Origin of the sequence: Roseomonas rosulenta (genome assembly GCF_016106005.1) — a bacterium.
GTDB lineage: Bacteria > Pseudomonadota > Alphaproteobacteria > Acetobacterales > Acetobacteraceae > Neoroseomonas > Neoroseomonas rosulenta.
Map to the genome: position 1 here is coordinate 1 of NZ_JACADR010000219.1, position 7,734 is coordinate 7,734.

6 protein-coding genes and 1 tRNA gene are annotated in these 7,734 nt (G+C 71.5%); all 7 read right to left on the reverse strand.

Annotated features, from left to right (window positions below; translation table 11 throughout):
* Window positions 1-268: 268 nt before the first annotated feature.
* The 7 genes from HW578_RS19965 to HW578_RS19995 all read right to left on the reverse strand — a co-directional run bounded on the left by HW578_RS19965 (window position 269) and on the right by HW578_RS19995 (window position 7,543).
* The gene (locus tag HW578_RS19965; protein WP_198372473.1) at window positions 269-1,225 is read right to left on the reverse strand and encodes a hypothetical protein; all 957 of its coding nucleotides are present in this window, start codon (window positions 1,223-1,225) and stop codon (window positions 269-271) included.
* 362 nt (window positions 1,226-1,587) lie between these two features.
* Window positions 1,588-1,663 (reverse strand) — tRNA-Glu (locus HW578_RS19970).
* Window positions 1,664-1,710: 47 nt separating this feature from the next.
* Entirely contained in the window at window positions 1,711-3,492 is a 1,782-nt protein-coding gene (gene recJ, locus HW578_RS19975) for a single-stranded-DNA-specific exonuclease RecJ (RefSeq protein WP_198372474.1), read from the reverse strand.
* Entirely contained in the window at window positions 3,492-4,502 is a 1,011-nt protein-coding gene (gene glpX / locus HW578_RS19980; protein ID WP_198372475.1) for a class II fructose-bisphosphatase, read from the reverse strand. Before glpX ends, recJ begins: the two co-directional genes overlap by 1 nt.
* 79 nt (window positions 4,503-4,581) lie before the next feature.
* Window positions 4,582-5,037: a hypothetical protein gene (locus tag HW578_RS19985; protein WP_198372476.1), complete on the reverse strand. Its 456-nt coding sequence runs from the start codon at window positions 5,035-5,037 to the stop codon at window positions 4,582-4,584.
* Window positions 5,034-6,326 (reverse strand): homoserine dehydrogenase, encoded by a 1,293-nt coding sequence (locus HW578_RS19990; protein WP_198372477.1) that lies wholly within the window; start codon window positions 6,324-6,326, stop codon window positions 5,034-5,036. Before HW578_RS19990 ends, HW578_RS19985 begins: the two co-directional genes overlap by 4 nt.
* Complete coding sequence (locus HW578_RS19995) at window positions 6,323-7,543, reverse strand: LL-diaminopimelate aminotransferase (RefSeq protein WP_198372478.1); 1,221 nt, start codon at window positions 7,541-7,543, stop codon at window positions 6,323-6,325. The genes HW578_RS19990 and HW578_RS19995 overlap by 4 nt, the downstream gene beginning before the upstream one ends.
* Between the last annotated feature and the right edge of the window lie 191 nt (window positions 7,544-7,734).

Here is a 7,734-nt window from a genome sequence, read left to right on the forward strand (position 1 = left end):
GCTACTCGCCTGACGGGAGAGGTGCGCCCACCGCACGACCGGCGGGCTCGAAAACGACCCCCAAGGCCGCTTCCAGGACACCGCCACATCTTCATCAGCCGATCACGCAGGTTTCGCAGAGCTCTCCCATAGGTTCACCGCAAACCCGCACCATGAAATGCCGGGACCAAACACGGCCCGACCAGCCCGGCCAGCACGGGCTCCAACAACGCCTTCCCGCGTGCCGCCCGCGCGACGGAATTCGCCTCGAGCGTCAGCCGCCGCCCCTTCAGCGAGACCGAGCCGAGCACGAGCGCGCCATCGTCCATCGTGGAGATGAAGGTCTGCGCTCCGGAGCGGCGTGGCACGGCTTTGGGCTTCGTCCCGGGCTCGGCCAGCCAGTTCCAGAAGCAGCATTCTCTTGCCGGAGCGCGGGCACGCCCGCCAGGGCGCGGCGCACCTGCTCCACGGTGACACCGGGCCGCAGCGGGAAATGCAGGAGGGTGAAGGCGATCGGATCGCCGTCAGCATTGACCATTTCCGGACGGTCGCGGCCCTGCGCTGCCTTCAGGGCCGCGTCGAGCCAGAAGCTCGTAAACATGAAGGATGCCTTCGCGAGGAGGAGTTCGGGCGTCAGCTCCGCGGCCATCGCCTCCCCATCCATCGCGAGCCCGAGTTCGCGGGTTGCGGCCGCGACCTGATCTGGTGCCTTCTTCCGCACCCGGCGAATGGCGGCGAGCAGCGCGTCGCTCGTCCGGTGGTCGAACACCATCAGCGTGCCGCTGGCGACGGCATGCTGCCGCAGCGGAATCACTCGCGTGGCGACGCGGTCCCACTGGCGCAAGCCCTGCGAGCCACGCTTCTCCATGACCCGCACCGGATCGCCTCCGCGAACCAGATCACGCAGCACCATGGATTCGCTAGGCACCAGCTCGCTCACCTCGTAGAGGCTCATGACCGACCGTCTCAGGCCGGCGATGTAATCCCGCGTCGCGGCGCTCTCCTTCCAGCCGCGACGGCGGAGGTAGTCATCGGCGATGTTGCGGCCGCCGGGCAGCTCCCCAGCGAGCAGATCTTCGAACGCGGCGCCCCAGACGGTCGAGACGCCATACTCACCGAGGAGGGCCTCGATCGCCGCCACCTCGACGCCCGCTCCGGCGCAGGCCTTGGCAGCATGGCGTTCGATCCGTTCGGCCAGGGCATCGCGCCACTCCTCGCGGCGGGCCCAGGCGATGAGGCCGGACATGTCTGGCAGCGGGGACAGGGCGCGGATCTCCTCGTGCGCAGGTCACGCCATCGTCGTGCGGTCCGCCGTGCGGAGCAAGGCGCGAGACCTGCCAGAGAGTATTCGTGGTCGCTGCACTTGGTGGGGCGTGCGCCGCGCCAACTCTGCCGCCGTCGCGCTGGAAGAAGATGAGGATTTCCATGGCGTCGAGCTTGGCCGGTCAATCGCCCAAGTCGCCAGGCTTGGAGAGAAACGGCCCGGAGAGAGGTCTTTCCAGGCCGCGTTCCGCCCTCGCGTCGGCCAGCCGGTCCACGAAAACCGCGGACTACCTGCGCCGTACGGCGAGGCGATCCGGCCAAGAGCATGGTTGGAAGAACTGGAAGTGGCGTCCCGTACGGGATTCGAACCCGTGCTGCCAACGTGAAAGGCTGGTGTCCTAGGCCTCTAGACGAACGGGACAAGCTCGGGCGCGGGGTTACTGCCCGCGCGCCGCCTGGTCAATAGCCTCACGCCACCGCCGCATCCACAACCTGCAGCGACGGCGTGGACTCGCCGTTCCACTGTTCCGCGCGCAGGTGGCCGCACAGGTGCAGCGGCACCCGATCGGCCGCCAGCAACGCCTGCGCCAGAGGCCCGTCCTTGGCACGGAAGCAGATGGTCTTGAGCCGCCCGCCGCCCTCGCCTTCCACGATGGCGCGCACCGTCGCCCCATCCTTGCCGACGCGGTCCGCCTTCACCACGCGCGCGCGTTGCAGGGCGAAGATCGGTTCCTCGTTGCCCGGACCGAAGGGAGCAAGGCGTGCGACCTCCTGCGCCAGGCCGGTCTGCGCGGCGATCACGTTCAGCGTGCCCTCGACCATCAGGTCGGCAGCGTTCGGCAAGAGCGCGGCATGGCGCAGCCGTTCCTCGAGGAAGGCGTGGAACTCCGCGTCCCGACCGGCGCGAAAGGAGAAGCCGGCCGCCATCGCGTGCCCGCCACCGGTCTCGAGAAGCCCCGCCTGGCGGGCAGCGATCACCGCGGCGCCGAGGTCCACCCCGGGCACGGAGCGGCCCGACCCCTTCGCGATGCCATCCGCCTGCCCCGCGACGCAAGCCGGGCGATTGAAGCGCTCCTTCATGCGCCCGGCGACGATGCCAACCACGCCGGGGTGCCAGCCCTCGCCCACCAGCAGCAGCACGGCGCGCCCCTCGGCGGCCTGGCGCTCGGCCATGGCATGCGCCGCGCCCAGCACCTCGCCCTCCACCTCCTGCCGGCGGCGGTTCACGGAATCGAGCTTCTCGGCGATCACGCGGGCCTCGACCGGGTCCTCGCAGAGCAGCAGCCGCAGGCCGAGATCGGGCTCGCCGATCCGGCCCGAGGCATTGATCCGCGGCCCAAGCAGGAAGCCGAGCGTGTGGGCCGTCGGCGCATCGCGCGCGCCGGTGACCTCCAGTAGCGCGGCGATTCCCGCGCGGCCGCGCTTGCCCATCACCTTCAGCCCCTGCGCCACCAGCGCCCGGTTGAAGCCCGTGAGCGGCATGACGTCGCAGACGGTGGCCAAAGCCACCAGGTCGAGCAGCCCGAGCAGGTCGGGCTCCGGCCGGCGCGCGAACCAGCCGGCACGGCGCAGCACGCGCGTGGTGGCGGCCGTCGCGAGGAAGGCCACCGCCGCGGCGCAGACATGGTGCAGGCCGGACCTGCAATCGAGCCGGTTCGGATTCACCGCGGCCAGGATGCGCGGCAGCGGGCCCTCCGCCTTGTGGTGGTCGAGCACCACCACGTCGGCGCGGCCCTCGGCGGCCGCCAGCGCCTCGGCCGCGGCTATCCCGCAATCGACGCACACGATGAGCGAGGCGCCGCGCTCGCACAGCGCGGCAATCGCCGCCGCGTTGGGCCCGTAGCCCTCCTTCAGACGGTCGGGGACATAGGGCGTGACCTCGCAGCCGAGGTCGCGCAGGAAGCGCGACATCAGCGCACAGGAACAGGCGCCATCGACGTCGTAGTCGCCGAACACCGCGACGTGCTCGCCGCTGCGCACCGCGGCCGCGATCCGGTCTGCCGCAAGGTCCATGTCGGTCAGCGAGGACGGGTCCGGCATCAGCGCCTTGAGCGTCGGCTCCAGGTAATGGCCAGCGAGTTCCACCCCGATGCCGCGCGCGGCGAGCAGCCGCCCCACCATTTCCGGCAGGCCGAGCCGCTGCGCGATGCCGAGCCCGGTGCGCGGGTCGGCCGGACGCCACACCCAGCGGCGCCCGGTCACGCTGCGCGCGACCCCCAGGACGGGCGCCTCGGGCGCCTGCCCCTCCATCAGGCGACGAAGGCGCTGGGCTTGCGCGCGAAGTTGTGGTGCCCCTCGACGTAGCGCACCGTGCCGGACTTCGAGCGCATCACGATCGAGTGGGTATAGGCGCCGCCGGCATGGCGGCGCACGCCGCGCAGCATGGCACCGCCGGTCACGCCGGTGGCGGCAAACATCACGTTGCCGCGCGCCATCTCCTCGACCGAGTAGATGCGCCCGGGGTCGGTGATGCCCATGGATCTCGCGCGGGCCACCTGGTCCTCGTCCTCGAACATCAGGCGGCCCTGCATCTGGCCACCGATGCAGCGCAGAGCGGCCGCCGCCAGCACGCCCTCGGGCGCGCCGCCCGATCCCATGTAGATGTCGATGCCGGCCTCGCGCTGGCTCACGTTGATCACGCCGGCCACGTCGCCATCGCCGATCAGCGTGATGCGCGCGCCGGCGGCGCGGCAGGCCTTGATCAGGTCCTTGTGGCGGTCGCGGTCCAGCGTGCAGACCATGAGGTCGCTGACCTCGCAGCCCTTGGCCCTGGCCAGCTCGCGCAGATTCTCCGCCGGCGAGGCATCGAGGTGCACCACGCCCTCGGGCAGGCCGGGGCCGACCGCGATCTTGTCCATGTAGATGTCGGGCGCGTGCAGGAAGCCGCCCTTCTCGGCCAGGGCCACGGTCGCGATGGCATTCGGCCCGCCCTTGGCGGTGATGGAGGTGCCCTCCAGCGGATCGACCGCGATGTCGACCTCCGGCCCCTCGCCGGTCTTGGCAAAGAGGCCGACCTTCTCGCCGATGTAGAGCATCGGCGCCTCGTCCATCTCGCCCTCGCCGATCACCACGGTGCCGGTGATGGCGACGGTGTCGAAGGCGCGGCGCATGGCTTCCACGGCGGCACCATCGGCGGCGTTCTTGTCGCCGCGCCCGATCCAGCGGGACGCGGCGAGGGCCGCGGCCTCGGTCACCCGCACCAGTTCGAGGGCGAGGTTCCGGTCAACGAGCAGACTGGAGACGTCGGCGCTCTCGGTCATGGGTGCTTCCTCCGAATCGGGTGCGGCCGCGGCATCCCCGCGCCCGCTTCACAGCCCATAGCCGGAATCGCGCCGCGCGTCAGCGCAGCGAGAGCAGCGGCGCCCCGGCCCGGCAGGCGTCGGCGGAAGGCGCGTGGGGCGCGCGATGCACCCGGAAGAAGGAACAACCCGGCCCCTGCACCAGGCCCTGGATCTCGGCACCATCGGCCGAGAGCTGCCCATCCAGCCCGATCATGACGTAGTTCGCCGGCCGGCGCAGCCAGTGCAGCGGACCGAGCACCATCGCCCCGGTCGTGGGCGTGAACCGCCCCTGCATCTCGAAGCAGCCGGTCGGCACGCCGGGGTTGTCGGCTGCGGCCTCGAAGTGGAACAGGGCGGACAGGCCGCCCTCCTTGCGCGCCTCGATGGTGAGCGCGAGGGCGGTGTTGCCCTGGCCGCAGATGTAGTCGCCGCGCCAGGTGCCGGCCGGGTCCTGCGCGGCGGCGGGGGTGGCCAGCAGCGCCGCGGCCAGCAGCGCGGCCGCGGCGTGTCTCACAGCGCCTCGATCCGGATCAGCGCCGGCTTCTCCACCACGGCATCCAGCGCGGCGATGCGCGCCAGGGCCGCGCGCACCGAGGCCTCGCTGGTCTCATGCGTGGTCAGCACCACCGGCACCGCCTCGCCCGGCGCGCGGCCGCGCTGGAGCATGGATTCCAGGCTGATCGCATTGTCGCGCAGCACGCCGGTCACGTCGGCGATCACGCCCGGCCGGTCCACCACCATCAGGCGCAGGTAGTAGGCGCCGGTGTGACGGTCCATCGGCAGGGAGGGCTCCGGCTTCAGCGCCCCGGATTCCGCGCCCCAGACCGGGGTGAAGCGCCCGCGGGCGATGTCGATCAGGTCCGCCACGACCGCCGAGGCGGTCGGCCCGCCGCCTGCGCCGCGGCCTTCCATCATGATGCGCCCGACGAAGTCGCCTTCCGCCACCACGGCGTTGAACACGCCATCGACGCGCGCGATGGGTGCGCCCACCGGCACCATGCAGGGATGCACGCGCGTCGAGATGCCGCCTTCCTCCCGCCGCGCAATGCCCAGCAACTTGATTCGGTAGCCGAGTTCCTCGGCCAGCGCGATGTCGAGCGCGCTGACCTCGCGGATGCCCTCCACATGCACGGCGCCGAAATCGACCGGCCGGCCGAAGGCGAGCGCGGCCAGGATTGCGAGCTTGTGCGCCGCGTCGATGCCGTCGATGTCGAAGGACGGGTCCGCTTCCGCGTAGCCGAGCTTCTGCGCCTCGGCCAGCACCTCGGCGAATTCGCGCTTCTGCTCGCGCATCGTGGTCAGGATGTAGTTGCAGGTCCCGTTCAGGATGCCGGCGACGCGCGAGATGCGGTTCGCCGCCAGGCCCTCGCGCACCGCCTTGATCGCCGGGATGCCGCCGGCGACCGCCGCCTCGAAGGCCAGCGCCACGCCCTTCGCCTCGGCCGTGGTGGCAAGGGCGGCGCCATGCACCGCGAGCAGCGCCTTGTTGGCGGTCACCACATGCTTGCCCGCGGCCAGCGCGGCCTCGACGAGGGCCTTGGCCGGACCGTCCGAGCCGCCGATGCACTCCACCACCACCTCGACCTGCGGGTCGGCGGCGAGTGCCACGGGGTCGTCGTACCAGCGCAGCCCGGCCACCGGCACGCCGCGGTCGCGCGTGCGGTCGCGCGCCGAGACGGCGGTGACCGCGATCGGCCGGCCGGCGCGCGCGGCGATGATGTCCGCATTGGCCCGCAGCAGGTTGACGACACCGGCGGCGACGGTGCCCAGGCCGGCGACCGCGACGGAGACAGGTCGGCTCATGCGCTGATCGCTTCCTGCTGGGCTTCCGCCGGCGCGGCATTGTCGCCCGACAGGAAGGTCTTGATGCCGCGCAGCGCCTGGCGGATGCGGTGGTTGTTCTCCACCAGCGCGATGCGCACGTGCTCGTCGCCGTGCTCCCCGAAGCCGAGGCCCGGGGCGACGGCGACCTTCGCCTTCTCGAGCAGCAGCTTCGAGAAGCCGACCGAACCCAGATGGCGGAAGCGTTCGGGGATCGGCGCCCAGAGGAACATCGACGCGTCCGGCGCCGGGACGTCCCAGCCGGCCGCGCGCAGGCCCTTCACCAGCACCTCCCGGCGATCCTTGTAGAGGACGCGCATCTCCTCGATGCAGTCCTGCGGGCCGTTCAGCGCGGCGGTGGCCGCCACCTGGATCGGCGTGAAGGCCCCGTAGTCGAGGTAGGACTTCACCCGCGCGAGGGCCGCGATCAGCCGTGGATTGCCCGCCGCGAAGCCCATCCGCCAGCCCGGCATGTTGTAGGTCTTGGACATGGAGGTGAATTCCACCGTGATGTCCTTCGCCCCCGGCACTTCCAGCACCGAGGGCGGCGGCGTGTCGCCGAAATACAGCTCGGCATAGGCGAGGTCGGAGAGGATGAAGAGCTCGTGCCTGCGGCACAGCGCGACCAGCTCGCGGTAGAACTCGATGCCCGCGACCAGCGCGGTCGGGTTCGAGGGGAAGTTCACGATCACCGCGGTCGGCTTCGGCACCGAATGGCGTACCGCGCGGTCGATCGCCGCCAGCATGTCGTCGTTGGGCGTGTACGGTATGGAGCGTACCGAGGCCCCGGCGATGATGAAGCCGAACTGGTGGATGGGATAGGACGGGTTCGGCACCAGGATCGTGTCGCCCGGGCTGGCGATGGCCTGCGCCAGGTTGGCGAGCCCCTCCTTCGACCCGAGCGTCGCGACGACCTCGGTCTCGGGGTCGAGCTTCACGCCGAAGCGGCGGTCATAGTAGCCGGCCAGCGCCTTCCGCAGCCCCGGGATGCCCTTCGACATCGAATAGCGGTGCGTGCGCGGGTCCTGCACCGCCTCGATCAGCTTGGCGACGATGTGCGGCGGGGTCGGGCTGTCCGGGTTGCCCATGCCGAGGTCGACGATGTCCTCCGCCGCCGCGCGCGCCTTGGCCTTCGCCGCGTTCACCTCGGCGAAGACATAGGGGGGCAGGCGGCGGATGCGATGGAAGTCCTCGGTCATGGCCATGGTCCGTGGTGCAAGGGCCGCGACCTATAGAGCAAGCCCCGCGCGCTGTGTATCGCCGCGCGCGTCAGCGGCCCAGCGGGGCGAGCAGCTCGGCCGGGGGGGGCGGTGGCGGCGCGGCGCCCGGGGCCAGCAATTCGGCCGGCGGCGGGGGTGGCGGGGCGGCGTCCATCGCAGGCGGCAGCGCG